This window comes from Erwinia sp. AnSW2-5, from assembly GCF_045107195.1.
GTDB lineage: Bacteria > Pseudomonadota > Gammaproteobacteria > Enterobacterales > Enterobacteriaceae > Erwinia.
Window position 1 is genome coordinate 1 of the sequence record NZ_JBJGXA010000027.1, and the last position, 26,391, is coordinate 26,391.

The 26,391-nt window shown below is 54.7% G+C and carries 26 protein-coding genes; 17 read left to right on the plus strand and 9 right to left on the minus strand.

Annotated features, from left to right (window positions below):
* The first annotated feature begins 197 nt into the window (after window positions 1–197).
* Window positions 198–1,001 (plus strand): endonuclease/exonuclease/phosphatase family protein, encoded by an 804-nt coding sequence (locus ACFL9S_RS16995; protein ID WP_405263046.1) that lies wholly within the window; start codon window positions 198–200, stop codon window positions 999–1,001.
* Window positions 1,002–1,018: 17 nt separating this feature from the next.
* The gene (locus ACFL9S_RS17000) at window positions 1,019–1,783 is read left to right on the plus strand and encodes a class I SAM-dependent methyltransferase (protein WP_405263047.1); all 765 of its coding nucleotides are present in this window, start codon (window positions 1,019–1,021) and stop codon (window positions 1,781–1,783) included.
* Window positions 1,784–1,842: 59 nt separating this feature from the next.
* Here the strand turns inward: ACFL9S_RS17000 and mltD are convergent, their stop codons facing one another.
* Window positions 1,843–3,222 carry a murein transglycosylase D gene (gene mltD / locus ACFL9S_RS17005; RefSeq protein WP_405263048.1) on the minus strand — a complete coding sequence of 460 codons (1,380 nt, stop codon included), beginning with the start codon at window positions 3,220–3,222 and terminating at the stop codon, window positions 1,843–1,845.
* A 71-nt stretch (window positions 3,223–3,293) separates the two neighbouring features.
* On the minus strand, window positions 3,294–4,049 hold the full coding sequence (gene gloB, locus ACFL9S_RS17010; RefSeq protein WP_405263049.1) for a hydroxyacylglutathione hydrolase: 756 nt from the start codon (window positions 4,047–4,049) through the stop codon (window positions 3,294–3,296).
* 45 nt (window positions 4,050–4,094) lie between these two features.
* On the opposite strand from gloB, the gene ACFL9S_RS17015 reads away from it, so the two are divergent.
* Window positions 4,095–4,817, plus strand: a complete 723-nt coding sequence (locus tag ACFL9S_RS17015; RefSeq protein WP_405263050.1) for a class I SAM-dependent methyltransferase — start codon at window positions 4,095–4,097, stop codon at window positions 4,815–4,817.
* A 72-nt stretch (window positions 4,818–4,889) separates the two neighbouring features.
* Here the strand turns inward: ACFL9S_RS17015 and ACFL9S_RS17020 are convergent, their stop codons facing one another.
* Window positions 4,890–5,498, minus strand: a complete 609-nt coding sequence (locus ACFL9S_RS17020; RefSeq protein ID WP_405263051.1) for an HD family hydrolase — start codon at window positions 5,496–5,498, stop codon at window positions 4,890–4,892.
* A 213-nt stretch (window positions 5,499–5,711) separates the two neighbouring features.
* Here ACFL9S_RS17020 and ACFL9S_RS17025 point away from each other — a divergent pair, with 213 nt between their 5' ends.
* Entirely contained in the window at window positions 5,712–6,365 is a 654-nt protein-coding gene (locus tag ACFL9S_RS17025) for a hemolysin III family protein (protein ID WP_405263052.1), read from the plus strand.
* A gap of 20 nt (window positions 6,366–6,385) precedes the next feature.
* On the opposite strand, the gene ygfZ is transcribed toward ACFL9S_RS17025, so the two are convergent.
* Window positions 6,386–7,372 carry a tRNA-modifying protein YgfZ gene (ygfZ, locus tag ACFL9S_RS17030; protein ID WP_405263053.1) on the minus strand — a complete coding sequence of 329 codons (987 nt, stop codon included), beginning with the start codon at window positions 7,370–7,372 and terminating at the stop codon, window positions 6,386–6,388.
* 225 nt (window positions 7,373–7,597) lie between these two features.
* On the opposite strand from ygfZ, the gene sdhE reads away from it, so the two are divergent.
* From sdhE to creD, 5 genes are all read left to right on the plus strand, one after another.
* The gene (gene sdhE / locus ACFL9S_RS17035; protein WP_405263054.1) at window positions 7,598–7,864 is read left to right on the plus strand and encodes an FAD assembly factor SdhE; all 267 of its coding nucleotides are present in this window, start codon (window positions 7,598–7,600) and stop codon (window positions 7,862–7,864) included.
* Entirely contained in the window at window positions 7,845–8,258 is a 414-nt protein-coding gene (locus ACFL9S_RS17040; RefSeq protein ID WP_405263055.1) for a protein YgfX, read from the plus strand. The genes sdhE and ACFL9S_RS17040 overlap by 20 nt, the downstream gene beginning before the upstream one ends.
* Window positions 8,251–8,946, plus strand: a complete 696-nt coding sequence (gene creB, locus ACFL9S_RS17045; protein ID WP_405263056.1) for a two-component system response regulator CreB — start codon at window positions 8,251–8,253, stop codon at window positions 8,944–8,946. The genes ACFL9S_RS17040 and creB overlap by 8 nt, the downstream gene beginning before the upstream one ends.
* Window positions 8,946–10,364 carry a two-component system sensor histidine kinase CreC gene (gene creC, locus ACFL9S_RS17050; protein WP_405263057.1) on the plus strand — a complete coding sequence of 473 codons (1,419 nt, stop codon included), beginning with the start codon at window positions 8,946–8,948 and terminating at the stop codon, window positions 10,362–10,364. The genes creB and creC overlap by 1 nt, the downstream gene beginning before the upstream one ends.
* A gap of 89 nt (window positions 10,365–10,453) precedes the next feature.
* On the plus strand, window positions 10,454–11,815 hold the full coding sequence (creD, locus tag ACFL9S_RS17055; RefSeq protein WP_405263058.1) for a cell envelope integrity protein CreD: 1,362 nt from the start codon (window positions 10,454–10,456) through the stop codon (window positions 11,813–11,815).
* A 98-nt stretch (window positions 11,816–11,913) separates the two neighbouring features.
* Here creD and fldB read toward each other — a convergent pair whose 3' ends face one another.
* On the minus strand, window positions 11,914–12,432 hold the full coding sequence (gene fldB, locus ACFL9S_RS17060; RefSeq protein WP_405263185.1) for a flavodoxin FldB: 519 nt from the start codon (window positions 12,430–12,432) through the stop codon (window positions 11,914–11,916).
* A gap of 180 nt (window positions 12,433–12,612) precedes the next feature.
* Here fldB and xerD point away from each other — a divergent pair, with 180 nt between their 5' ends.
* From xerD to recJ, 3 genes are read left to right on the plus strand one after another with little or no spacing between them, the layout of a single operon-like run.
* On the plus strand, window positions 12,613–13,506 hold the full coding sequence (xerD, locus tag ACFL9S_RS17065) for a site-specific tyrosine recombinase XerD (RefSeq protein ID WP_133846117.1): 894 nt from the start codon (window positions 12,613–12,615) through the stop codon (window positions 13,504–13,506).
* A gap of 47 nt (window positions 13,507–13,553) precedes the next feature.
* The gene (dsbC, locus tag ACFL9S_RS17070) at window positions 13,554–14,258 is read left to right on the plus strand and encodes a bifunctional protein-disulfide isomerase/oxidoreductase DsbC (RefSeq protein WP_405263059.1); all 705 of its coding nucleotides are present in this window, start codon (window positions 13,554–13,556) and stop codon (window positions 14,256–14,258) included.
* 5 nt (window positions 14,259–14,263) lie between these two features.
* Window positions 14,264–15,982 (plus strand): single-stranded-DNA-specific exonuclease RecJ, encoded by a 1,719-nt coding sequence (gene recJ, locus ACFL9S_RS17075; RefSeq protein ID WP_405263060.1) that lies wholly within the window; start codon window positions 14,264–14,266, stop codon window positions 15,980–15,982.
* Between the two features lie 113 nt (window positions 15,983–16,095).
* Here the strand turns inward: recJ and ACFL9S_RS17080 are convergent, their stop codons facing one another.
* Window positions 16,096–16,719 (minus strand): LysE family translocator, encoded by a 624-nt coding sequence (locus ACFL9S_RS17080; RefSeq protein ID WP_405263061.1) that lies wholly within the window; start codon window positions 16,717–16,719, stop codon window positions 16,096–16,098.
* 184 nt (window positions 16,720–16,903) lie between these two features.
* On the opposite strand from ACFL9S_RS17080, the gene prfB reads away from it, so the two are divergent.
* Both prfB and lysS read left to right on the plus strand, forming a co-directional pair.
* Window positions 16,904–18,002 (plus strand): peptide chain release factor 2 gene (prfB, locus tag ACFL9S_RS17085; RefSeq protein ID WP_405263062.1). Its coding sequence is split into 2 segments (ribosomal slippage): window positions 16,904–16,978 and window positions 16,980–18,002, totalling 1,098 coding nucleotides; the frame shifts between segments, so codons are not numbered across the junction.
* 9 nt (window positions 18,003–18,011) lie between these two features.
* Window positions 18,012–19,532, plus strand: coding sequence for a lysine--tRNA ligase (gene lysS / locus ACFL9S_RS17090; protein WP_405263063.1), 1,521 nt, complete (start codon window positions 18,012–18,014; stop codon window positions 19,530–19,532).
* Between the two features lie 72 nt (window positions 19,533–19,604).
* On the opposite strand, the gene ACFL9S_RS17095 is transcribed toward lysS, so the two are convergent.
* Entirely contained in the window at window positions 19,605–20,228 is a 624-nt protein-coding gene (locus ACFL9S_RS17095; RefSeq protein ID WP_405263064.1) for a serine protease, read from the minus strand.
* Window positions 20,229–20,723: 495 nt separating this feature from the next.
* Between ACFL9S_RS17095 and ACFL9S_RS17100 the strand changes: the two genes are divergently transcribed.
* Window positions 20,724–21,893 (plus strand): MFS transporter, encoded by a 1,170-nt coding sequence (locus ACFL9S_RS17100; RefSeq protein ID WP_405263065.1) that lies wholly within the window; start codon window positions 20,724–20,726, stop codon window positions 21,891–21,893.
* On the opposite strand, the gene ACFL9S_RS17105 is transcribed toward ACFL9S_RS17100, so the two are convergent.
* On the minus strand, window positions 21,890–22,810 hold the full coding sequence (locus tag ACFL9S_RS17105; RefSeq protein WP_405263066.1) for a LysR family transcriptional regulator: 921 nt from the start codon (window positions 22,808–22,810) through the stop codon (window positions 21,890–21,892). The two genes, ACFL9S_RS17100 and ACFL9S_RS17105, sit on opposite strands and share 4 nt — an antisense overlap.
* A gap of 125 nt (window positions 22,811–22,935) precedes the next feature.
* Between ACFL9S_RS17105 and lysA the strand changes: the two genes are divergently transcribed.
* On the plus strand, window positions 22,936–24,189 hold the full coding sequence (gene lysA, locus ACFL9S_RS17110) for a diaminopimelate decarboxylase (protein ID WP_405263067.1): 1,254 nt from the start codon (window positions 22,936–22,938) through the stop codon (window positions 24,187–24,189).
* A gap of 373 nt (window positions 24,190–24,562) precedes the next feature.
* On the opposite strand, the gene ACFL9S_RS17115 is transcribed toward lysA, so the two are convergent.
* Window positions 24,563–24,874: a PTS lactose/cellobiose transporter subunit IIA gene (locus tag ACFL9S_RS17115; RefSeq protein ID WP_405263186.1), complete on the minus strand. Its 312-nt coding sequence runs from the start codon at window positions 24,872–24,874 to the stop codon at window positions 24,563–24,565.
* A 181-nt stretch (window positions 24,875–25,055) separates the two neighbouring features.
* Between ACFL9S_RS17115 and ACFL9S_RS17120 the strand changes: the two genes are divergently transcribed.
* Complete coding sequence (locus ACFL9S_RS17120) at window positions 25,056–26,390, plus strand: PTS sugar transporter subunit IIC (protein ID WP_405263068.1); 1,335 nt, start codon at window positions 25,056–25,058, stop codon at window positions 26,388–26,390.
* Window position 26,391 lies beyond the last annotated feature (1 nt).

Here is a 26,391-nt window from a genome sequence, read left to right on the forward strand (position 1 = left end):
AGCCCCGTCCGTTCCGCCACTTAAACAGGAAGCCCTGACTCATAAGAGTCAGGGCTTTTTTGTTTTCAAATTTTTATTTTCATTTACTTACGTACAATCCCGTACGAATTGGCTCTCGCCGATTGAAAGTACGCAGCAAAGTCCCTATAACTGATAGATGGTAAATCCATTCAGTTGTAAAAAGTGCAGGCGGTAACGTGCAGAAAAAGACTTATGCCATGAGATACGTAGCAGGCCAGCCAGCGGAGCGTATTTTTCCTCCCGTGGCGATGCTGCATGTCGGACAGGCATTGCCGCCCGGTGCGCCGCTCACCACAGAATCCCGCCTGAAAGTGCTGGTATGGAATATTTTCAAGCAACAGCGGGCAGACTGGCTCTCGGTTCTGCAAAATTTTGGTAAAGATGCCCACCTCGTTCTGCTGCAGGAAGCGCAAACGACACCAGAACTGGTGCGTTTTGCCACCACTAATTATCTTGCCGCCGATCAGGTGCCTGCTTTTGTGCTGCCTCAACACCCCTCAGGTGTAATGACTCTGGCTTCCGCTCACCCAGTCTACTGCTGCCCTTTGCGTGAGCGTGAGCCGCTTCTCAGGTTGGCTAAATCGGCACTGGTAACGGCTTACCCCTTACCCAGTAGTCAGATGTTGATGGTTGTTAATATTCATGCGGTGAACTTCAGTCTTGGCATTGATGTTTACAGTAAACAGCTCGGACCGATCGGCGAGCAGATTATTCATCACCAGGGCCCGGTGATTATGGCGGGTGACTTCAATGCCTGGAGCCGCCAGCGTATCAATGCGCTATATCGATTTTCTCGTGAAATGGGGCTACGTGAAGTTCGTTTCACCGACGATCATCGGCGCAAAGCTTTTGGTCGCCCACTGGATTTTGTTTTTTATCGCGGAATGGGTGTTGCAGCGGCCTCAGTACTGATCACCAGCGCATCCGATCATAATCCGCTGCTGGTCGAGTTTGATGCACATCCAACGGATTATGCATAACAAGGACACCATTGAGAATGGCAACAAATCACCATGATCACGTCGATAAACAGTTCGGTGAGCAGGCTGGAGCCTATCTGACAAGCGCAGTACACGCGAGCGGACGTGACCTCGTACGATTGGCCGAGCGGTTGTTTGGCGCATCAGAGGCGAAGGTCCTGGATATGGGGTGCGGAGCCGGGCACGCCAGTTTCGTTGCTGCGCAGCACGTCAAAGAAGTGATAGCGTACGATCTGTCGGATAAAATGCTAACAGTAGTACGAAAAACAGCGCTCGAACGCGGCTACCATCACCTGACCACCCGGCAGGGTTATGCGGAAAACCTGCCTTTTGATGATGCCGAGTTTGATGTGGTGATCAGCCGCTATTCAGCGCATCACTGGCATGATGTTGGCAGTGCGCTGCGTGAAGTCCGTCGTGTATTAAAACCCGGCGGTAAAGTGATATTTATGGATGTCAGTGCGCCAGGTAATCCGGTGCTGAATATCTGGTTACAGACGGTGGAAGCCTTACGTGATACCTCTCATGTACAGGATTACAGCCCCGGTGAGTGGCTGGCATTAATGACGGAGAGTGGGCTGGTGATACAGGCTGTCTTGCAGGACCGTCTCGATCTGGCGTTCAGCAGCTGGATAGAGAGAATGAGTACGCCTGATGTGATGGTACAGGCTATCCGGGCCTATCAACATTCAGCACCTGATGATGTCCAGCGCTACTATGCCTTGCAGCCTGATGGTAGTTTCAGTACCGATATCATCTTTATCGAGGCTAATCGGCCATAAAAAAAAGCCCGTCAATGACGGGCTTTTTTGTGTGGATTTTCATCCGCAGGGGCTAACAGTCAGCTGTCTGGCGTCGCGTTGGTGTTAACAAACAGCGTCAACTTATCGCCTGGCTGAATGTTTTTCGTATTACTGGCGACGCTATTCCAGCGAACAACATCCTTGATGTTTACGCCGTGACGTTTTGCGATACTGGCCAGAGAATCACCCTTACGTACCTGGTAGGTGATGCTGTCGCCGTTATCTGCCAATCGCGTACTCCTGTTACCCAGGCTCAGTGTCTGACCGGGTTTAATGCTGACACCGCGCAGATTATTTGCACGTTGCAGATCTTTCACCGGAACTCCGAGACGTTTGGCAATGCCCGACAGAGTATCACCGTTGCGCACCTTGTAAGAGGCAGGGGAAACGCTGTTCTTGGCAAGAGAAGTTGGCTGTACCGCTGAGATGTCACCGCTTGCCAGTGAGTTACGCAGTTTTGCTACATTGGACTTCGGAACCATAATGTAGTGAGGACCATTTGGTGCCGTCGTACCGCGTTTGTAGCCGGTATTAAAGCTCTTCAGCTTGCTCAATGACATGCCAGCCATTTCGGCTGCCTGTGTCAGCTCAATCTGCTGGCCCACTTCAACTCGCGCCAGAGCACGTGCTTCGTTCGGTGCCGGCAGACGTACGCCATAACGCTTACTGTTTTTAAGGATCTGCCCTAAAGCCAGCATTTTAGGCACATAGACCGTTGTTTCTCGTGGCAGCGCAAGTGACCAAAAATCTGTTGGTCGACCTTTAGCCTTATTGGCTTTCATCGCTTTGAGCACACGACCTTCACCGCTGTTGTAGGCAGCAATGGTTAATAACCAGTCACCGTCAAACATGCCGTTAAGGCGCTGCATCATATCCAGAGCAACTTTGGTCGATGCGACAATATCGCGTCGTCCGTCATACCACTGGGTCTGTTTAAGACCATAATTCCGTCCCGTTTGCGGCACAATCTGCCAGATGCCAGCAGCATTCGCAGATGATGTCGCGTGGGGATTAAAAGCGCTCTCCACTATGGGTAGTAGTACCAGTTCCATCGGCATTTTACGTTGCTTAATCTGCTCGACAATCCAGTACATATACGGCTCTGCCCGTAATGTTACATCGTGGAGATAGCTCTTGTTACTCAGGTACTTCTGTTTTTGTTCGCGTATCCGGTAATTATCCGGAACCTTCATCTTCAGCTCGTCGCTAATGAAATTCCACAGATCTCTGTCTTGCGCAAGTGACGTTCCATCGTCCTGCCAGCGCGGCGACAACATTTCATCTGAGTACTGTCCATTTTCACCTTGACCTGCCGAAGACAAACTCTGTGCATGCTGTTCGGGGATGTTAGCATCGTGCCTTGACGCCTGGCATCCGACCAGCAAGACCGAGGCGAGTAATATCGCTTTAGCCTTCATGTGTGTGTCAATAGTTCGCTTAAAAGACGAGCAATAATACGTGCTCGATCCCGACAACACAACCAAAAATATTAAAAAGCGTCTTTCTTCTCGCGTAGAGCCGCAAATACCTGCCATTCATGTTGCGGAGTTGTTTCTATTCCAATTTGTTTCTGTAATTCAACATCTTGTGTGAGCAAAAAAACATTTATTTTTCGCTCTAACGCCAGTTTTGTAGGCAAACTTATGCCATTTTTAGCGCGTAACTCCTTAATTTCTCGGTAATAGCGGGCTATTTCGGGTTCTTGGGGGTAAATAGTGTGTGAAAAGGTTAAGTTCGATAATGTATATTCATGTGCGCAACAAACCAGTGTTTCACCAGGTAGTTCATTAAGCTTATGAATTGAATGAAACATTTGCTCTGGTGTGCCTTCGAATAGTCTGCCACAGCCACCGGAAAAAAGCGTATCTCCGCAAAAAAGGTAAGGGAAGCTGAAATATGAGATATGTCCTAAAGTGTGACCGGGCGTGGCATAAATCGTAAAATCCCGACCCAAAACCGACACGATATCACCTTCACTGACGATGGTTTTAGCACCTTTAACACGTGTTTCTTCCGGGCCATACACCGCTAAATCAGGGTAATGAGAGACCAGTTCTGCCACACCACCCACATGATCATGGTGGTGATGGGTGAGTAAAATCGCCACCGGCTGCCACTGCTTTTGTTCTATCATGCGTAATACAGGAGCCGCTTCGCCAGGGTCAACAATCAGGCAGCGGCCTGCATCATCATGCAGGGTCCAGATGTAGTTGTCCTGCAGGGCTGGAATACTGGTAAGATTCATTTTTATCGCTCCTGGGTGCTCGCAAAGGAAAGAAGATGGTAAAGCATGAAGCCAGCTAAAACACGCCAAATCCGTCATGTGCCAGAGTCCTGGTCGCAGATACCCTGCGGTGAATTTTATCGTGATGCTCTGTCACACCAATTGCGGCCCAGCCTCAGCAAGCTTTACGGCTTTCATTTACTGAAAGTCGGCAATCTGAGTGCGGAAATCGACACCGAAAGCTGTGCTATATCACACCAGGTGAATGTGGGGTTGGGGGGTGATTCGCTTCAGGTCAGGGCCGATCCTCTCAGTCTACCGTTTGAGTCCAAGTCAGTGGATGCCTGCCTGTTGGCACATACGCTGGCGTGGAGCAGTGATCCACACCGGGTGCTACGTGAAGTTGACAGGGTGCTTATCGATGACGGCTGGTTGATTATCAGCGGTTTTAACCTCTTCAGCGTTCTGGGGATAGGCAAACTTATCCCTGGTCTGCATCGACGGCTCCCCTGGAACAGTAGAATGTTTACTCAGATGAGGCTGCTGGACTGGCTGAGTCTGCTGAATTATGAAGTGATGCAGAGCATCAGCTTTCAGGTACTGCCGTGGAATCGACAGGGAGGGAAAATGATCAGTACACACTTGCCCGCGCTGGGATGTCTGAATGTTATCGTGGCGCGTAAACGGACTTTCCCGCTTACAAAGAACCCGGCGAAGAAAAGTGCTGGCACCAGGCAGTTACACGCAATGGGCGCGACCAACCAGTACCGGGCAGGGCGCAGAAACTGACAGTGAAAGCATGACTGTTTTAGGGCTGACCTTGTTTCCCGATCAGCCCGCACAGGCAGGATTGTGGACTCGCTAAAGTAACCAGCCCTTCGCATGGGCATTGTCCAGATGCTGCTTCAGATAGCCCCACAGCTCCGGCCACTGCTGCGCCAGTTTCACGTTGCGCTCTTCTACCTGCTCCAGGCGGATACCATTCTCTTTCCAGCTCTGGCCCTGATTGTGCAGATTAAGCATGATAGGCAGCGCGCGGTCGAGCATATTCGCAAAACGCGCCTCTGCCGTTGCCCCGGCTTCATATTCGTCCCACAACGCGCGGAAACGTTGACTCAGTCCGGTGGGCAGCAAACCAAAAATACGTCCGGCCGCAGCCACTTCTTGTTCCTGGATAGCGTCACGCGCGGCAATGTCATACACCAGCACGTCACCCGCATCGATCTCGACTACATCATGCACCAGCGCCAGCTGTGTGGCGTGCTGAACATCAATGGCGATGTGGGAGAAGGGGGCCAGACTCATGGCCGCCATCGCCAGGTGCCAGCTGTGCTCCGCTGAGTTTTCCTGACGTGCATTACTGAGCAGTCGGGTACGGCGCTCCACGTCTTTCAGTTTGTCCAGCTCCATTAAAAACTGTACGACTTCTGTCATCGCGCCGAAATCTAAGGCTGCTACCCTGTCTGACATCACCTGTCTCACTTATGCCCTGAAAAAAGTTGCCCATATTGTAAGGTAAACGATTGCGTATTTCGCGAAAGAATATGAGCTGAGCGTTCATACAGAATATTTTAGCTTACATGTGTACTCTGAAATTATTGTCAGTTAGGCTAGAGGTGATGATTTTTCCGCCATCGTATTTTGCGCTGGCGGGGCGTTGCGAACCGGGGATAATGGTTGACTATGGTGAAGCAGAAAGTACTGACAGCCGGGTATTCCGTGGCGGAAGAGATAGCGAACAGTATCAGCCACGGCATTGGTTGTTTGCTGGGGGTTATTGGCCTGGTGCTGATGCTGGATCAGGCGATCGATAGCCGCGCCGGTGCGCTGGCTATCACCAGCTACAGCCTTTATGGCGGCAGTATGATCCTGCTGTTTCTCGCCTCCACGCTGTATCATTCCATTCCTGGCGCGCGGGCAAAATTCTGGCTCAAAAAACTCGACCACTCGGCTATCTACCTGCTCATTGCGGGGACTTACACGCCGTTTTTGTTGGTTGGATTAAAGTCGCCGTTGGCGCACTGGCTGATGGCGGTGATCTGGGGGCTGGCACTGGCGGGTATTCTGTTTAAGCTGGTTTTCGCCCACCGGTTTGAATCACTCTCGCTGGTCACCTATATGCTGATGGGCTGGTTGTCGGTGATTGTGCTCTATCAGATGGTGATGCGCCTGCCCGCAGGCAGCGTATGGCTGCTGGCCGCAGGCGGGATTATCTATTCGCTGGGGGTGATTTTCTACGTGTCGAAGCGTATTCCCTATAACCATGCCATCTGGCACGGTTTTGTGCTCGGTGGCTGTTTGTGCCACTTTCTCGCCATCTATCTGTACGTGATGTAAGGGGCTTGCGCCCCTTTTAATCAACCGGCTGTGATCTCATAGGGCAGCGGCTGGATCGCCAGTTCGCCGCCCTCGTCACCCTGCACACGCAGGACGGTATCGGGTTCCAGATCGTTATTCATCACGGCCTGAACCCAGACATCACCATTGTCGAGCTGGCACGCGGCCAGAATAGTGCCGGTGCGGCGCCAGTTTTCACCCATCTTCATTTCCAGCGCATCGTTAGCCGCTGGCACGATGCCCGCCTTGCCCGCCAGCCAGTAAAGCGCACGCTTATTCGCACCACGGAATTTTGCGCGGGCGACCATTTCCTGCCCGGTGTAGCAACCTTTCTTAAAGCTGATGGCATCCAGCGCCTGCAGGTTAGTCGCCTGTGGGATGAACTGCGCGCTGGCCTCAGAATCAATTACCGGGAATCCGGCTTCAATCTCCAGCGCCAGCCACTGTGAACTGTCGTTGAACTGTGCTGAACCCGTCAGTTTTTCACGTACTTCTTCGGCCTTTGCCTGGGAGGTGACCAGCAGAAAACGCTCGGCAGGCAGATCAAACCATAACAGCGTGCTCTCTCCATCCTGAACTACCGGGGACTCTGCGTCAGGCAGCACGCTGAACAGATCCGTTAGCGCAGCACGCGCCTGAAATCCCGCGACGCCGAGCAGCACGGACTCATCGTCGGCAACCAGCGTGACTTTGGCAAAAACGGCATATTTTTTCAGTTCCACCAGCTGGTTATCACGCAGGCTGCGGCGTTCAATGTAGGCGAGTCCATCGGCACGGTGAAACATGCGCAGGTTGCTCCACATCTTTCCTTTGGCATCACAGTGCGCAGCAGGGCGATGCTGGTTTGCACCCAGAGCGGCCACATCCAGCGTCACTTGCCCCTGCAAATAGCTGACGCGATCGGCACCCGTGGCATTAACCAGCGCCCACTCTTCCAGTGAGATCAGAGTTAACGGCAGACGGGCCGATGCGGCGGGTTGGCGCGGCGGGAAAGAAATAGTCGGCATAATTCAGTCCTAAAGTAAGCAGGGGATGAAAATCTGTTTCTCATGTTAAAAGAGCGGCACGGCTTTGCAACCTGTTTTCGGAAATGAGGCACAGAACGCGTGATAACCCTGTAACTGATGTCACTGTTTTGCGGGCAAACGCGCAGGGTGACAATTGCTGAATCAACAGTAGCGTAAAAAAGCGGTACACTAAGCGCCCTGTTTGGTTAACCGACGCAGAGTGACATGGATATTTCAAATAAATCACGTATTCACTGGGCGTGCCGTCGTGGCATGCGCGAACTCGATATCTCCATCATGCCGTTTTTCCAGTATGAATTTGATTCACTGACCGATGAAGACAAACAGCTCTTCGTGCGTCTGCTGGAGAGCGATGATCCAGACCTGTTTAACTGGCTGATGAATCACGGCCAACCGGCTGATGCCGAGCTGCAACGGATGGTGGCGTTAATTCAGGACAGAAACAGAGCGCGTGGCCCGGTGGCGATGTAATCTGCGGGCCTCCCGGCGCGCACAAACGCTATCGCTTGTGCTGCATGGCGCACTGATACTGGCGTTGCTGCTGGCTCCCTGGCCGGAAAGTGCCTCACTGTCGCGCATCCTGTTACTGCTGCTGGTGCTGCTCGAGTGCCTGCGCAGTCGGCATCGTATCCAGCGTTGCCGGGGAGAGATCACCCTGTGTAAGGGGCGTGTGATGGGCTGGAAGCAGAGCCATTGGCGCATCACCTCCCGTCCGTGGCTGACGCAGCTGGCGATTCGGCTGACATTACAGAACGCAACAGGCCGCCGTGAGCGGCTGTGGCTATTTGCCGACGGCATGGAAAGCAGCGAATGGCGGCTTCTGCGCCAACACCTGCTGAACGAAAAGGAACCGCGGGATGAGTAGCCCCACCATCTGGCTGGTAGAAGATGAAGCCGCCATTGCGGATACCCTGTTATATATGCTGCAACTGGAAGGGTTTGAGACCCGCTGGTTTCCGCGTGGTGCCCCGTTGCTGGAAGCCCTGCCGCAGCAGGTGCCTGATCTGGTGATCCTTGACGTTGGCCTGCCCGACATCAATGGTTTTGAGCTGTGCCGCCGGTTGCTGGCGCTGCAGCCTGACCTGCCGGTGTTGTTTCTCACCGCCCGCAGCGAAGAAGTGGACCGACTACTGGGGCTGGAAATTGGTGCGGATGATTATGTCGCCAAGCCGTTCTCCCCGCGTGAAGTCTGTGCCCGGGTGCGCACGTTGCTGCGCCGCCTGCAAAAACAGCAGCGTATTGCTCAGTCACCACGTTATAACGTGGGCCAGTTCACTCTCGATGAGTCTGCCGCACGTGTGCAGTGGTGCGATCAGTCTCTCATACTGACGCGCTATGAATATCTGCTGTTGAAAACGTTGCTGCTTTCGCCTGGCAGAGTGTTCTCACGCCAGCAGTTGATGAATCTGGTGTGGAAAGAGGCGGAAGAGAGCCTCGATCGTACTGTCGACACCCATATCAAAACTCTGCGCGCCAAGCTGCGTGATATCAATCCGCACCAGCAGGTGCTGATGACCCATCGTGGCCTGGGTTACAGTCTGGTGACGGGCTGATGCGCATCGGGATGCGTCTGCTGCTCGGCTATTTTCTGATTGTTGCCGTCGCCGCGTGGTTTGTACTGAGCATCTTCCTCAAGGAGATTAAGCCCGGCGTGCGGCGTGCTACCGAAGGTACGCTGGTCGATACCGCCACATTGCTGGCGCAGTTTGCGCGTGCGGATATCCTCAGCGGTCAGCCGCAGCAGGGCCAGCTGGCACACGCCTTCTCACAGCTGCGGGGTTACCCGGTCCATGCCAATATCAGTGGTATCGCCAAGCGCCGCAATGAGTATCGCGTTTACCTCACCGATGCGAAAGGCATTGTGCTGTTCGACTCTGCCGGGGGGGCTACAGGGCAGGATTACTCGCGCTGGAATGATGTTCTGCTGACGCTGCGCGGTGAGTACGGTGCTCGCAGCACCCGCAGCAATCCTGACGATGATGCCAGCTCGGTAATGTATGTGGCGGCCCCGGTGCGCGATGGTTCGCACCTGCTGGGTGTGCTCAGTGTGGGGAAAGCCAACAGTACGATGGTGCCGGTGATCCGCCGCAGCGAACACCGCATTCTGTGGGCGGGCGCAGCACTGTTGGGCATTGCTCTTCTGATTGGGCTGGGGTTTGTACTGTGGATTAACCGATCTGTTGGCCGCCTGGTGCGTTATGCCGACTCGGTAACCGAAGGCGATGCGCAACCTCTGCCCGCCATGAACAGCACCGAGTTACGCAAGCTGGCACAGGCGCTGGAGAGTATGCGTCTGCGGCTGGAGGGCAAACGCTACATTGAGCATTATGCCCATGCGCTGACCCACGAACTGAAAAGCCCGCTGGCGGCGATACGCGGCGCGGCGGAAATCCTGCGCGAATGCCCTCCTGCGGAGGTCGTTCAGCGTTTTTCGGCCAATATCCTGCAACAGAATATCCGCATGCAGCGGCTGATTGACAACCTGCTGCGTCAGGCAACACTGGAAAACCGCCCGGAAATCCAGCGCCAGCCGGTCAGCCTGCCGTCTCTGTTGACCTCACTGTGTGACAGCCGGGCAGTTCAGGCTCAGGGTAAACATCTGACTTTCGATGCTGCCGCTGTGAACGGGGTGTCCGTGCGCGCCGATGCGTTACTGCTGGAACAGGCGCTGGGCAATCTGCTGGATAATGCCCTCGACTTTACGCCTCTGGAAGGGGGAGTGAGGATTCAGGTCAGCGAGTCAGCCGATGAGGTGACATTCAGCGTGCTGGACAGCGGCAGCGGCATCCCGGACTATGCGATGCCCCATATTTTCGACCGCTTTTATTCACTACCGCGCAGCAACGGCGAAAAGAGTAGCGGGCTGGGACTGGCGTTTGTGCAGGAGGTGGCACGCCTGCACCAGGGGAGCATCACTCTGACTCCCCGTCCGGAAGGGGGTGTCTGTGCTCAGTTCACGGTGAAAAAATAACGTCCCACTTCACCGTCTCTTCACATAACTTCATTTTCTCCCCATTCAGGCGAGCTATCTTCTGCGTTATCGACACAGGAGAGTCCAACATGATGAAAACCCCTTTATTCTGGAAAATGTTAACGCTGATCGGCTGCCTGCTTTTGCTGCTGGTGCCGCTCAGTCTGCTCAGTTCACTGATTACCGAACGCAGCGTGTGGCGCGACAGCGTGGCCGATAAGCTCAGCCAGAGTACCAGCGGCCCGCAGCGTCTCTTCGGCCCGTTGATCGCCATCCCGTGGAGCGAAATCGTCACGGAAACCCGCGACGGCAAAGAAGTCACCGTTCAGCAAAATCATCTGCGTTACTACCTGCCTAAAAGCCTGCGGGTAGCGGGTGACCAGCAGGTTGAACAGCGTAAGGTCGGCATCTATCAGGGGCAGGTCTGGCGCACAGGCGTCGCCATTAATGCCACCTTTGATAGCGAGCAGTTGGCCGATATTAAAAAGCCGGGTATTACTCTCGGCAATCCCTGGCTGGTGATGGGCGTGGGTGACTCACGTGGGATCAGCAGCGTGACACCACTGAATATTGGCGATCAACAGCTGGATTTCCAGCCGGGCAGCGATCTTCCCGGCAGCAGTGAAGGCCTGCACGTCGCGCTCCCGGATAGCGTGTTAAATGAGAAAAATCTGGCGCTGAATTTCACGCTTAAATTACAGGGAACACAGCAGCTTGAAGTGGTGCCATTAGGCAAAAACAGTACCTTTGACCTGAAGAGTAACTGGCCGCATCCGGGTTTTACCGGCAGTTTCCTGCCGGAACAGCATCAGATTACGCCTGAAGGCTTCACCGCACGCTGGCAGAGCAGCTGGTTTGCCAACAATCTCAACTCGCTGGTACGTGATGACTTTACCGTCAGCAGCGAAAAGCTCCCGGCCTTCAGCTCAATGGTCGTGAACCCGGTGGACCAGTATCAGCAAACTGAGCGCGCGGTAAAGTACGCTATTCTGCTGATTGGCCTGACCTATATGGCGTTCTTCCTGTTTGAAACGCTGACCGCATTGCGGGTGCACCCGATGCAGTATCTGCTGGTGGGGCTGTCGCTGGTGATGTTCTTCCTGGTGCTACTGGCGCTGTCCGAACATATCGGCTTTAACCTTGCCTGGCTGACGGCCAGTCTGACCTGTGCGGCAATCAACGGTTTCTATTTGCAGGCGGTATTACGCGGATGGCGGCGCAGTCTGATGTTTGTTGGTGGCTTGCTGGTGCTGGATGCGGTGCTGTGGCAGCTATTGCAGTCGGAAGACAGTGCGCTGTTGCTGGGCACCGGGGTACTGATGGCGGCGCTGGCAGCCGTGATGGCGCTGACGCGAAATATTGACTGGTATCGCCTGTCGGCGACAGCCATGCCGGAGTTGAGCGCCGAAGGGGGGCAGGACGAAGAAGGACGTTTCCGTTTGTGGAAATAACCCACTGAAAATAAAGGGCTGACCGAAGCAGAAGGTCCGCCCTTACTGTTGAGGCCGATCATCTGTTCCGATCGGCCCTCTGGGTGTTGACGACAGCACTACAGCAGTTCCGCCATCTCAGTCAGAATTTGTTCACACCACTGCGCAATACGTTCGTCGGTCTGCTCAAACTGGTTAATGTCATCCAGCGCCAGGCCGACAAACTGCTTACCGTCGGCAGTCAGCGGTTTTTTGCTGGTAAATTCATAGCCTTCCAGCGGCCAGTAACCGACAAACTGAACGCCAGACGGTGCCAGCACTTCATGCAGCATCCCTAACGCATCGAGAAACCATTCGCTGTATTCTCCCTGATCGCCCATGCCATAAAGTGCCACCACTTTGCCCTGTAAATTGAGCTGCGGCAGATCGGTCCAGATGGCTTCCCAGTCTTCCTGCAATTCGCCAAAATCCCAGGTCGGGATACCGAGGATCAGCAAATCATACTGCTCCATCAGCGTGGGTGAATCCTCTTTCAGGTTATGCAGCGTAACCAGATCGTCACCGATAAAGTCACGGATCTTCTCTGCTGCCATCTCGGTGTAACAGGTGCTGGATCCATAAAACAGACCGATATTCATGGTAGTGAAACTCATTTTTCGTAAAGTCTGGCGGCGATTATATCAGAACCGGGCAGGAATAAGGCATAATGGCTGGACTTTGTACGATGGTGTGATGTTGCATCGTAATGATTTTTAAGGATAAAGTGGTTTTATGTGGCGCACTCAGCGTCATGAAAATCGCAGACTAGAGAGGTTGGGGTGCAGGATAACGATCTGATTGAGCAATTTCTTGATGCGCTGTGGATCGAACGGAATCTGGCGCAAAACACCGTTGCCTCTTACCGACTTGACCTGCGATCGCTCTGCGGCTGGTTGCAGCACCAGCAACTGTCTCTGCTGACGGTGGATGCGATTAACTTGCAGGGTTTTCTGGCTGAGCGGCTGGAAGGGGGTTACAAAGCGACCAGCTCTGCGCGTTTGCTCAGTGCCATGCGCCGCCTGTTCCAGTATCTCTACCGAGAAAAGCTGCGTGAGGACGATCCCAGCGCGCTGCTGTCATCGCCGAAACTGCCGCAGCGCCTGCCCAAGGATCTCTCTGAGGCGCAGGTGGAAAGGCTGTTACAGGCGCCGTGTCTTGATCAGCCCATCGAATTGCGCGATAAGGCGATGCTGGAACTCCTTTATGCCACCGGATTGCGTGTCACAGAGCTGGTTGGGCTGACCCTCAGCGATATCAGCCTGCGCCAGGGCGTGGTGCGTGTTATCGGTAAAGGAAATAAAGAGCGTCTGGTGCCGATGGGCGAAGAAGCGGTTCACTGGATCGAACAGTTTATCGAATACGGCCGCCCGTGGTTACTCAACGGTCAGTCGCTCGATGTGTTGTTTCCCAGTAACCGCGCGCAACAAATGACCCGGCAAACTTTCTGGCATCGCATCAAACATTACGCCACACTAGCAGGCATCGACAGCGCAAAACTGTCACCGCACGTCCTGCGTCATGCTTTCGCCACCCATTTGCTGAACCACGGTGCGGATTTACGTGTCGTACAGATGTTGTTAGGCCACAGCGATTTATCAACCACCCAGATCTACACGCACGTAGCGACAGAACGGCTGCGCCAGCTCCATCAGCAGCATCATCCACGTGCCTGATCGACAAAAACATACAGCCCGCTTAGTCAGGCTATAAGGACATAAAAATGAAGAAGCATTACCTGTTACTTTCGGGACTCATCGCGCTGGCCAGTGGACTGGCTCATGCAGATGATGCCGCGATTAAACAGTCTCTGAGTAAGCTGGGCTTACAGCAGACCGAGATCCAGCCTTCGCCTTTGCCAGGTTTTAAAACCGTGCTGAGCGAAAGCGGTGTGCTGTACGTCACCGACGATGGCAAACATTTCGTTCAGGGTCCTCTTTATGATGTCAGCGGCAGTCAGCCGGTCAACGTCACCAATCAGCTTCTGGAAAAGAAAGTTGAAGCGTTGAGCAAAGAGATGATCGTGTATAAAGCGCCGAAACAGCAGTATGTCGTGACAGTGTTTACCGATATCACCTGCGGCTATTGCCGCAAGCTGCATCAGGAAATGGCTGACTACAATGCGCTGGGTATTACCGTGCGTTATCTGGCCTTCCCGCGTGAAGGGATGAACGGCAATGTGGCGAAAGAGATGAAGTCTATCTGGTCGGCCGCTGAACCGCGCAAAGCCTTTGATGCGGCAATGAAAGGCGAAGCTGTGTCCCCGATTGACGGCAAAATTGATATCGGCCAGCAGTACAAACTGGGTATTCTTTACGGTATCCAGGGCACCCCAGCTATTCTGCTGGAGAATGGCAGCATGATCCCAGGCTACCAGAATCCGCAGGACCTGAAGAAATTCCTCGACAGCCAGAAAAACGGCGGCTGATTTTTGTGAACAGTAAAACTGAACTCCGTCGTCGCGAGGCGACGGAAACGGCCGAGTTACCTGCCGATCTTCACCCATTGTTACGTCGTCTGTATGCCCATCGTGGCATCCGCCAGGCCAGTGAACTGGAGCGCGGGGCGAAATACCTGCATCCCTTCCAGTCACTCAGTGGCATTCAGGCGGCGGTCGACATCCTGCAACGCGCGCTGGCCGATAACCTCTGCATCATGATTGTTGGCGATTTCGATGCCGATGGTGCCACCAGCACGGCGCTTACGGTGCTGGCGTTGCGCAGCATGGGCGGTCAGAACATCAAATATCTGGTGCCTAACCGTTTTGATGATGGTTACGGTCTTAGCCCGGAAGTGGTTGAACAGGCGGCAGCACGCGGCGCGCAGCTGATCGTCACCGTGGATAACGGCATCTCTTCCCATGCGGGCGTGGCGCTGGCCCATGAAAAAGGCATTTCCGTGGTGGTCACCGATCACCACTTACCGGGCGATACGCTGCCCGCCGCCGATGCCATTGTTAACCCTAATCTCAACGACTGCGCGTTTCCGTCCAAATCGCTGGCGGGTGTGGGCGTAGCGTTTTATCTGATGCTGGCACTGCGTGCGCAGTTGCGCGACAGCGGCGTCACCACGCTGCCGAACCTGGCCGAGTGGCTGGATCTGGTTGCGCTCGGTACAGTGGCGGATGTGGTGCCACTGGATGCTAACAACCGCATTCTGGTCTGGCAGGGCCTGAGCCGCATTCGTGCGGGCAAATGCCGTCCTGGCATCCGGGCACTGCTGGAGATTGCTAACCGTGATGCGCGCCAGCTGGCCGCCAGTGATTTAGGTTTCGCCCTTGGCCCGCGCCTGAATGCCGCCGGGCGGCTGGATGATATGTCGGTCGGGGTGGCGCTGTTGCTGAGTGAAGATCTGGGCCAGGCGCGCATGTTAGCCAGCGAGCTGGATGCACTGAATCAGACGCGAAAAGAGATAGAGCAGGGCATGCAGTCGGAAGCGCTGGCACTGTGCGACCGTCTGGAAAGCAGCAGTGACGCATTACCGCTCGGTATTGCTATGTATCACCCTGAATGGCATCAGGGCGTGGTCGGTATTCTGGCTTCCCGGCTGAAAGAGCGCTTCCATCGACCGGTGATCGCTTTTGCGCCAGCAGGCGACGGCACGCTGAAAGGCTCAGGACGCTCGATTGCCGGGCTGCATATGCGTGATGCGCTGGAACGGCTGGACACCCTGAATCCGGGGCTGATCATCAAATTTGGTGGTCATGCAATGGCGGCAGGATTGTCACTGGAAAAGGCGAACTTTGAGCGCTTCCGCCAGTGTTTTGCCGATCTGGTAGGCGACTGGCTGGATGCGGAATCCCTTCAGGGCGTGATCTGGTCAGATGGTGAGCTGATGGCGCAGGAGTTGACGTTGCCCACTGCTGAACTGCTGCGCGAAGCCGGTCCCTGGGGCCAGGCCTTCCCGGAGCCAACGTTTGACGGCAAATTTAAACTGTTACAGCAGAAGCTGGTGGGTGAGCGTCATCTGAAAATGATGATTGAACCGCTGGGCGGTGGTCCTTTGCTGGACGGCATCGCCTTTAACATCGATACGGCACTGTGGCCCGATCCCAGCGTGAAACAGGTTGAGCTGGCCTACAAGCTGGATATCAACGAGTTCCGTGGCAACCGTAATGTGCAGTTGATCATCGATCATCTCTGGGCGTTATAACCCACCCTGGACTCCGTGCTTGCGGGCTGACCGAAACAGAGGGTCAGCCCCTTCGGGCCAGGTATCCGCATGCTGTAGGGGGCGACCTTTTTTTTCGGTCGCCCCTTTTTACCTCAGCCCGGTCGGCGACTTAATGCCAGCCTCGCGGCAAACAGCAGAAATACCCCCCCAGTTGTACGATCCAGCCATGTCACCACCTTCTCCCGTTTCAGCCAGCCTGAAAGACGGCGCGTGCTGCCAATCAGCAGCGCGGACCACAACGTGCCCAAAACCACATGGATCATGACCAGTCCAAACGTCCACATCACCGGCGAATGCCCGGCCGGAATAAACTGCGGCAGGAATGAGACGTAAAAAATCCCGACTTTTGGATTGAGCAGATTGCCGAAAAAGCCCCGCAGAAACCAGTTTTGACTGCCATTGTTCAGGTTGACGTCGCCCATTTTCTGGCGGGGTTTCAGCAGCATCTGCACGCCAAGCCAGGCAAGGTAACCCGCGCCGCACCACTTCAGCAGGTTATAGGCCAGCTCGGACACGGCAATCAGCGCACCCAGGCCAAACGCAACGGCTGCGGCCCACGCCAGGCAACCGGCATTAATGCCCAACTGAGCCTGAATAGCCTTCTTCGTTCCTTCAACCGTGGAGGTGCGCAAAATCAGCGCGGTATCCAGCCCCGGTGTCAAAGTCAGCAATGTGGCGGCAAAGGTAAATGCCAACAGGGCATCGGTAACAGACATGACGATTCTCCATGGTATCCAGGAATGTGGTTGCTCAGGCGTTTTGGGCTGACCGAAACAGAAGGTTAGTCCCTACAGCACTGAACACGCAATGCGTGTTCAGTGCTACAAACTGTGCGCTATTTCGGTTAAACTGCGTGGTTACAATTACGTCCATTTCGATCACCTAAAAAGATTAAAAACCATGTTTGAAATTAATCCGGTAAAGAACCGTATTCAGGATCTCACAGAGCGCAGCAGCGTTCTTCGGGGGTATCTTTGACTATGATGCCAAGAAAGAACGTCTTCAGGAAGTAAACGCCGAACTTGAACAACCCGATGTGTGGAACGAACCCGATCGCGCCCAGGCGCTGGGTAAAGAACGTTCCGCATTAGAAGCGGTTGTGGAAACGCTGGATCTGATGGAGCAAGGACTGGAAGATGTTGCAGGCCTGCTGGAACTGGCGGTGGAAGCCGACGATGAAGACACCTTCAATGAAGCCATTGCTGAACTCGACGTGCTGGAAAAGAAACTCGGCGAATTAGAATTCCGTCGCATGTTCTCCGGCGAATACGACAGCGCTGACTGCTACATGGATATCCAGGCCGGCTCCGGCGGCACAGAAGCTCAGGACTGGGCCAGCATGCTGCTGCGCATGTACCTGCGCTGGGCGGAAGCACGCGGTTTTAAAACCGAAATTATTGAAGAGTCTGACGGTGAAGTGGCCGGAACCAAATCCGCGACCATCAAAATCATCGGCGACTACGCATTCGGCTGGTTACGTACTGAAACCGGCGTGCATCGCCTGGTGCGTAAAAGCCCGTTTGACTCAGGCGGCCGTCGTCATACCTCGTTCAGTTCGGTGTTTATCTACCCTGAAGTGGACGACAACATCGACATCGACATCAACCCGGCCGACCTGCGCATCGACGTTTACCGCGCCTCTGGTGCGGGTGGTCAGCACGTCAACAAAACCGAATCGGCGGTGCGTATTACCCACTTACCGACCAACATTGTCGTGCAGTGCCAGAATGACCGCTCTCAGCATAAAAACAAAGATCAGGCCTTCAAACAGCTGCGCGCCAAACTGTACGAATACGAAATGCAGAAAAAAAATGCTGACAAACAGACGGCGGAAGACAACAAGTCTGACATCGGCTGGGGCAGCCAGATCCGCTCTTACGTGCTGGATGATTCCCGCATCAAGGATCTGCGTACTGGCGTGGAGACACGTAATACTCAGGCGGTTCTGGACGGCGATCTGGATCGTTTCATTGAAGCAAGTTTGAAAGCAGGTTTATAAGGAACTCACATGTCTGAACAACAACCGCAGGCCGCTGATGCCGCCATTGAACTGAATAACGAACTCAAAGCGCGTCGCGAAAAGCTGGCTGCACTGCGTGAAACTGGCGTGGCATTTCCGAACGATTTCCGCCGCGATCGCACCGCAGACACTCTGCATGCCGAGTTTGGTGATAAAGAGAACGAAGAGCTGTCCGATTTGGGCATCGAAGTCAGCGTAGCTGGCCGTATGATGACCCGCCGTATTATGGGTAAAGCCTCCTTTGTGACGTTACAGGATGTGGGCGGCCGTATTCAGCTGTACGTATCCCGCGATGATCTGGCGGAAGGCATCTATAACGAACAGTTCAAAAAGTGGGATCTCGGCGATATCCTCGGCGCACGCGGTAAGTTGTTTAAGACCAAAACCGGCGAACTGTCTATCCACTGTAGCGAACTGCGCCTGCTGACCAAAGCACTGCGCCCGCTGCCGGACAAATTCCACGGCCTGGCCGATCAGGAAACCCGTTACCGTCAGCGTTACCTTGACCTGATCTCGAACGACGACTCGCGCAACACCTTCAAAATTCGCTCCCAGATCATGGCGGGCATCCGCAGCTTTATGGTCGGCCGTGACTTTATGGAAGTGGAAACCCCGATGATGCAGGTGATCCCTGGCGGTGCATCTGCCCGTCCGTTTATCACCCATCACAATGCGCTGGACATCGATATGTACCTGCGTATTGCCCCAGAGCTGTATCTGAAGCGTCTGGTGGTGGGTGGTTTCGACCGCGTGTTCGAAATCAACCGTAACTTCCGTAACGAAGGTATTTCGCCGCGTCATAACCCAGAGTTCACCATGATGGAACTCTATATGGCGTATGCGGATTACAAAGATCTGATCGAACTGACCGAAAGTCTGTTCCGTACGCTGGCACAGGATGTTCTTGGTACTACCGTTGTTCCTTACGGTGAGCAGGAGTTCGACTTCGGCAAGCCATTCGATAAGCTGACGATGAAAGAAGCGATTCTGAAATACCGTCCGCAGACCGATGTGGCTGACCTTGACGACTTTGATAAATCGGTAGCGATTGCTCAGTCTCTGGGTATCAAAGTCGAGAAGAGCTGGGGCCTCGGCCGTCTGGTCACTGAGATCTTCGAAGAGACCGCAGAAGTGCATCTGATCCAGCCAACGTTCATCACGGAATACCCGGCAGAAGTGTCGCCGCTGGCACGCCGCAATGATCAGAACCCGGAAATCACTGACCGCTTCGAGTTCTTTATCGGCGGCCGCGAAATCGGCAACGGCTTCTCAGAGCTGAATGATGCGGAAGATCAGGCAGAGCGTTTCCTGCAACAGGTTAACGCGAAAGATGCCGGTGATGACGAAGCGATGTTCTATGACGAAGATTACGTGACGGCGCTGGAACATGGCCTGCCGCCAACGGCGGGTCTGGGTATTGGTATCGACCGTATGGTGATGCTGTTTACCAACAGCCACACTATCCGCGATGTGATCCTGTTCCCGGCACTGCGCCCGACGAATAAGTAAGCGAAAAATCGATGAAAAACGGCCAGCATTGCTGGCCGTTTTTATGTCTGTGAAGCGGTATTTAACCGGTGATCAGGACTTCACCGCGTCATTCAGCCAGTCTTTAAAGCGCGCATACGGGATATACAACGAGACATCTTTGTACAGCGTTTTGCCGGTTTTCATATCGTTAATGCGTTTGCTGTAGCCGACAATGACTCCGCCAATCGAATCGTCAGACGCGTTGTAGACCGCGCCACCTGACATGCCCTGCACCACGCCCGCATCGGACGCCACCACCACGCAACTGACTTTATTCCAGGTGTTTTTCAGCCCGGTATTGATCAGATTGGTGCCGTTAGAGGCCACCGGCATCGCCGAAATAAAGCTGTAACCGTAAAGCTTCACCTTATCGCCAATCAGGCCGTTGCGAAAATGCGGTGCCGGGACGTTATCATTTTTATGATAGACCACCGCCAGATCGCACTCGGGATGATACGACTTAACGCGATACAGGGAGAATTTCGCCACATGAGCCGCGGTCAGGCTGTAGTCAGCCGTCAGGGGGATGGTGGTGCCCAGCGTACCCAAACCCAATACGGTCGGGATGCCGGTGACCGTCATATCAACCCGATCGTGCGCTTCACTGCTGTACTGGTACTTCCCTACGGAACACCCGCCCAGAAACAGGGCTAGCAGGCAAATGGCGAGTCGCATCGGGTCTCCTCAGTGATGAGTGATTCGGGTACGGCAGGAATTGTCATAACCTCATTTACAGGCATATCGGCCATCTGTCGCAGAACTTTAATGTATCAAATGCAGCATCAAACCTGGCAATGACCAGAGAAGAGGCAGCAAGGCTCAATCGGATTTTCAAAAACTCAGATGAATCGCAAAAATAAATGGTTAGAAAAAATGATGTAATAAAATGATTACGCAAAGTATAGCGAAGAAAAACGACAGAATAAGCGCACGATCGCATTTTTCTCACCGATTTATCATTCCCTCCGTCGGATTCTTGCCGCCCAGGCAACAGACCCTTGCTGATAGCGGGCTGTAAGGCATTCATCAGCTGTGCTTTAATGCATCGCTGTGACGCAGATCAAATTTACCCGTCATACTTCAAGCTGAAGGTGAGCGGGCTTGCCGCCTTTCTTCAGCTCAAATTATTTAGGGAAGTATTCTTCACCAATTATCCTGGGAGTGTGTGACATGCCTGTTTCATTACTGGCGCTGGCGTTGAGTGCCTTTGCTATCGGCACCACCGAATTTGTCATTATGGGGCTGTTGCCGGAAGTGGCGAATGACCTGCGGGTGTCGATTCCATCAGCGGGCTGGCTGATCAGCGGTTACGCGCTGGGTGTGGCGATTGGCGCACCGATTATGGCGCTGCTGACCGCGAAGCTGCCGCGCAAACGTACGCTGACCCTGCTGATGGCGATTTTTATTATCGGGAATATTCTCTGTGCGCTGGCGTACACCTATAACCTGCTGATGCTGGCCCGCGTTGTGACGGCGCTGTGTCACGGTGCCTTCTTTGGCATCGGGGCGGTGGTCGCTGCCAGCCTGGTGGCGCCGGGTAAACAGGCGTCGGCCGTTGCGCTGATGTTCACCGGCTTAACGCTGGCCAACGTGCTGGGCGTGCCGCTGGGAACCTGGTTTGGTCAGATGTTTGGCTGGCGAGCTACCTTCTGGGGCGTGGCGGTGATTGGCGTTCTGGCGTTTATCGGCCTGATTGTCAGCCTGCCGACTAACCGTGATGAAAAGCCGGTGCATCTGGCATCCGAAGTCAGTGCGCTGAATAATGGCAAGCTGTGGCTGTCGTTGCTGATGACGGTGTTTTTTGCCGCCGCGATGTTCGCCTTATTCAGCTATATTGCGCCGCTGCTGTTGCAGGTGACGGGGATTACCGATCGTGGCGTCAGCTGGACGCTGTTCCTGATCGGTGCCGGCCTGACCGTGGGCAACATCCTCGGCGGCAAGCTGGCGGACTGGAAAGTATCGTTCAGCCTGATCCTCAGCTTCTCGCTGATCGCCGTGTTCTCCCTGCTGTTTAGCTGGACCAGCCATTCACTGTGGCTGGCGGAAATCACCCTGTTCCTGTGGGCGATGGCGACCTTCGCGATGGTGCCGGCGCTGCAAATCAACGTGGTCCGCCACGGCAAAGATGCGCCCAATCTGGTGTCGACACTGAATATCTCGGCCTTTAACGTCGGTAACGCACTGGGTGCCTGGGTGGGCGGTGCGGTGATTGGCGGCGGCTACGGCCTGACGGCGGTGCCGGTTTCGGCCGCTGTGCTGGCGATTATCGGCCTGCTGGTCTGCCTGTATACCTTCCGTGGCTCACGCGGCCAGCCGCAGCCCGCCGGGGCTGCGCACTAAATCAGTCGTTGTTGCAGGCGCTGGCTGAACAGGCCCGCCTGCTGTTGCAAATGCTGGCTGAACGCTTCTACCAGTGCCGAGGCGGGCCGGTGGCGCGGCCGGATAAGACTGACGGTAAACGGCACGGCGATGCTGAAACGCCGTATCACCACTCCGCTGTCGGCGTAATCCAGCGCCGTCAGCGGGTTCACAATCGACACGCCCACGCCAGCTCTTACCATCGAACACACCGACGCCGCACTGTGCGTCTCCATCACCATACGTCGCTGCACACCCTGATCGCTAAATAACCCATCCAGCAGCTGTCGGTAACTGTCGGTGCGTGACAGGCTGATATAGCGCTGCCCGGCAAAATCCTGCGGTGTCAGACAGTCGCGGCTGGCCAGCAGATGCCCCTCCGGCAACACGCAGACTTCATCGCCGGTAAACAGGGCCGTGCGCTCGGTTCCTGCGGGAGTATGCGTGGTTTCGGTCAGCCCCAGATCGTAACGCTGTGCCGATAGCCACTCTTCCAGCAACGGTGACTCCTGCGGAATAATATTCAGGCTGAGGTCCGGGTAGCGTGCCATAAAGGGTTGGCACAGCAGCGGCAGTAACGACTGTGAAAACACCGGCAGGCAGGCCACCGACAGCTCCCCCTGGCGAAACTGACGTAATCCTTCGGCGGCACTGATAATGCGGTCCAGCCCATACCAGGATCGCTGCACCTCTTCAAACAGAAGCAGACCCTGCACGGTAGGTTGCAGGCGGCCGCGCACCCGTTCAAACAGTTGCAGGCCAATCAGTTTTTCAAAACGCGCCAGCTCACGGCTGACGGTCGGTTGCGAAGTATGCAACAGCGTTGCCGCTTCCGTCAGGTTGCCAGTCGTGACCACCGCATGGAAAATTTCAATATGACGCAGAGAAACGCCAGCCACGTTCGGCTCCTGGGAATGATAAAAGTTCAGGCCATATCATGGATGAATAGAGTGCGATAAAACAGATATTTTTATCCCGCCTCAGCCTGTGGCGTAATACAGGCATAAACTTATGGAGAATCCTTATGCCACGCCTGCTTACCGACACTTCCACCGCCCTGACTCAGGACAACCTGTTACCGCTGGCACGCCACTATGGCGGTCCTTTCTGGGCCTATGATGCCAGCATCATTCAGGCGCGCATCAGCCAGCTTCAGCAGTTTGATGTGGTGCGTTTTGCACAGAAAGCCTGTTCCAACATTCATATTCTGCGCCTGATGCGTGCCGCAGGCGTGAAGGTGGATTCTGTTTCGCTGGGCGAGATCGAACGTGCGCTGGCCGCAGGTTATCAGGCCGGTGGTGATGAGATTGTGTTTACCGCCGATCTGCTGGATGCGCCTACGCTGGCACGCGTTGCCGAGCTGAAAGTGCCGGTTAATGCCGGTTCCGTCGATATGCTGCATCAGCTGGGGCAGGCATCTGCCGGGCACCCAGTCTGGCTGCGCGTTAACCCGGGTTTTGGTCACGGCCACAGCCAGAAAACCAACACCGGCGGTGAAAACAGCAAGCACGGTATCTGGCATGGCGATATGGCCCTGGCGCTGGAAGCCATTCAGCAGCATCAGCTGAAGCTGGTGGGGATCCACATGCATATCGGTTCTGGCGTGGACTACAGCCACCTTGAGCAGGTATGCGATGCGATGGTAAACCTGGTGGTGGGCTTTGGTCAGGATCTGGAGGCCATTTCTGCCGGAGGCGGGCTGTCGATCCCTTACCACTTTGGCGAAGAGACTATTGATACCAACCACTATTACGGTCTGTGGGACGCCGCTCGCCAGCGTGTGGCGCAGCATCTGGGTCATCCGGTGAAACTGGAAATCGAACCTGGGCGTTTCCTGGTAGCAGAATCCGGCGTGCTGGTCAGCCAGGTGCGGGCGGTTAAATCGATGGGCAGCCGCCACTTTGTGCTGGTGGATGCGGGCTTTAACGACCTGATGCGTCCGTCACTGTACGGCAGCTATCACCATATTTCGGCCATTGCTGGCGACGGTCGCACGCTGGACGAGCAGAACACCATTGAAAGCGTGGTGGCCGGGCCGCTGTGTGAGTCGGGTGATGTCTTTACCCAGCTGGAAGGCGGCAAAGTTGAAACCCGCGCACTGCCTGCAGTCAAGGTGGGTGATTATCTGGTGTTCCACGATACCGGCGCTTACGGTGCCTCCATGTCGTCGAACTACAACAGCCGTCCGTTGATCCCGGAAGTGCTGTTCGAAAACGGCCAGTCGCGCCAGATCCGCCGTGCGCAAACCGTGGCCGAACTGCTGGCGCTGGAGCTGTAATCCCTTCACCTGCCCCAGGGGCCGATCATCTTTTCCGATCGGCCCGTTGCAGGGGGTTACACGGTTCGTAATGACGATCATTTTTTATTCGCTACCGTCAGTGTGACAGGGCTGAGGCCAGTTTGAGCACGCCGGATCGGCAAAAGACGCATCCATGCGGGCCTCGGCACGCGCCGTCCTGGCGCGTGACGTCCGGCTTACCTCAAACTGGCCCCATCCCCGCATAAAGTGTGCTCGCTGTAGGTTTAACACCGTCACCCTATTGCGATTTAGTGTAGGGGCCGATCATCTTTTCCGATCGGCCCGTGCCAGGGATTTGCACCGTCCGTAATGAAGATCATCTTTTCCGATCGGCCCGTTGCCGTGTACGCGCCTACCGCTCAAACATCTCTTTCCTCAACAGCACAATCTCTTCAGCCAGATCGCGGCACAGCATCGCATTCATCAGATGATCCTGGGCATGAACGAGGATCAGCGTCACCGGCACTTTGCCACACCCCTCATCAGCGCCAATCAGCTGTGTCTGTATCTTATGGGCACCTTTTGATGCCTCCAGCGATGCTGCCAGCGCCGCATCGGCCTGCTGCCATTCGCGCTTACGGGCATGCTGAATGGCGCTCATGGCGTGGGATCGTGCTTCACCCGCATTGATCAGCAATTCCATCATGGTCTGCTCGAAATCCATCATCGCCTCCATTGGTATACCAAAATTGGTTTAATCATCTTATTGGAATACCAGTGATCGCTTCTGAGAGTCATATCACAGTAAATAACTCGCAATTGTTTATTTTTGGTATGCCACAACAACGGAAGTTCAACAAATATCAGTGCCGGGATGCCTGACCCCTTACCTCGAGGATTCATACATGTCTCTACAGGATCGGTTAATCGACTCGCTGGGGAGTTTTGCCACAAAATTCAACAGCTACCGCTATATCATGGCGATCAAGGCCTCGTTTATTACCCTGATGCCGGTGATTATTGTCGGTGCGTTTTCGGTGCTGATTTCCAATATGGTGCTGGATGGCAAGAACGGGCTGGCAAGCTTTGAAGCGCTGTCGTTCCTCGCCGAACTCAAACCCATTACCTCCAGTATTAACTACGCAACGCTCAGTTTTCTGAATATCGGTGCGGTGTTCCTGATCGGCATCGAGCTGGGGAAAATCAACGGCATCAAAACGCTGTTCCCCGGTCTGCTGGCGATCATCTGTTTTATCGCCGTCACCCCAACCACGCTGAGCATGATGGTCAACGGCCAGTTACAGGTGGTCACTGACGTGCTGGCTAAACAGTTCTCTGATACCAAAAGCCTGTTCCTCGGCATGTTTATTGCCATTCTCTCCGTCGAGATTTATTGCCGGCTGGAAAATATCGAACGGCTAAAAATCAAAATGCCGGACACCGTGCCACCCAACGTCGCCGCGTCGTTCTCGGCGCTGATCCCGTCGATTTTCACCGTCTCGGCCATCGCCACCTTTGGTTTTATCTTCCACCGGTTCACCGGTATGTACCTGTATGACGCGGTGTACAAAATTGTCCAGGAGCCGCTGGAGTCAGTGGTGCAAAGCCTGTGGGGCATTCTGCTGCTGATGTTTGTCGCCCAGCTGTTCTGGGTGATCGGTATTCACGGTAATCAGATGGTGAAACCGATCCGTGAGCCGCTGCTGCTGGGCGCGATCCTGGTCAATATGAACGCCTTTGAGCAGGGAATTGAAGCACCGAATATCATCACCATGCCGTTCTGGGATGTGTATATGAGTATCGGTGGCTCCGGGCTGACCATAGGCCTGCTGACAGCGGTGATGCTGGCAACCAAACGTAAAGAGATGCGGGAAATCGCCAAGCTCTCATTCGGTCCCGGCCTGTTTAACATCAATGAACCGGTGATTTTCGGCATGCCGATTATGCTCAACCCGATCCTCGCCATTCCATTCATTATCACGCCGCTGATCACCGGCTCGATTGGTTACTTTGCCACGGTCACCGGGTTTGCCGGGAAAGCCGTAGTGATGGTGCCCTGGACCACGCCGCCGATCATCAATGCCTGGCTCTCCACTGCCGGATCGATGGGCGCCGTTGTGACGCAAATCGTCTGCATTATCGTCTCGATACTGGTCTATCTGCCGTTTGTCAAAATTGCCGCGCGCCGTGCGGAGGCTGCTGACGCGCGTGCGTTACAGCCTGAACTCGCGAAACACTAAG